The sequence below is a fragment of the Allobosea sp. P4_C6 genome, assembly GCF_056402015.1.
Window position 1 is genome coordinate 1 of the sequence record NZ_JBFUIF010000328.1, and the last position, 667, is coordinate 667.

The 667-nt window shown below is 55.8% G+C and carries 1 protein-coding gene; it reads left to right on the forward strand.

Annotated elements, in window-relative coordinates; translation table 11 throughout:
- On the forward strand, positions 1–667 hold a 667-nt coding region (locus AC1DVA_RS28960; protein ID WP_476808214.1), incomplete at both ends, for a DUF892 family protein.

Below are 667 nucleotides of genomic sequence, written 5' to 3' on the forward strand. Positions count from 1 at the left end.
GCCCAAGGTGGGCCAGGCCCCCACCTCACCCAAAGCGACACGGCTTTCGAGACCCATCGCGAGGAAACTGAAGCTCATGTTGAACGCCTTACTGAGGTTCTCGAGCTCGTCGGCAAGGCGCCGCGCGGAAACACCTGCGACGCCATCCTCGGCATTATCGAGGATGGCAAGAGCATCATGGAGGGCTTCTGGGACAACCCGGCCCTGGACGTCGGCCTGGTCGACACAGCGCAAGGCCGTCGAGTACTACGAGATGGCGTAAGCCCTAGGCTCAACGACCTCACGACTGGGGCGGTACTTTTTTTCGAGGCTGCAATGACCGATTATTCTCACTTGGTAACGCAGAACAACAAGTGCTCGCCTTTCACCCGAATGGCTCAGGCCATATCGAGCTGGACGGGTAAGCCGATCACCTTTTTCGCCGCCGTTGGCATTATCCTCATCTGGGCTATTTCTGGGCCGTTCTTTGGTTTCAACGACACCTGGCAGCTCGTCATCAATACTTCGACGACCATCATTACTTTCTTGATGGTCTTCATTATTCAGAACAGCCAGAACCGTGACACCGCCGCGATGCAAATCAAACTTGACGAGCTGATAATCCGGCTGAAGGGAGCGCGGGAAGAGCTTCTTGATCTTGAAGAGCTGGATGAAGGGGATTTGACGC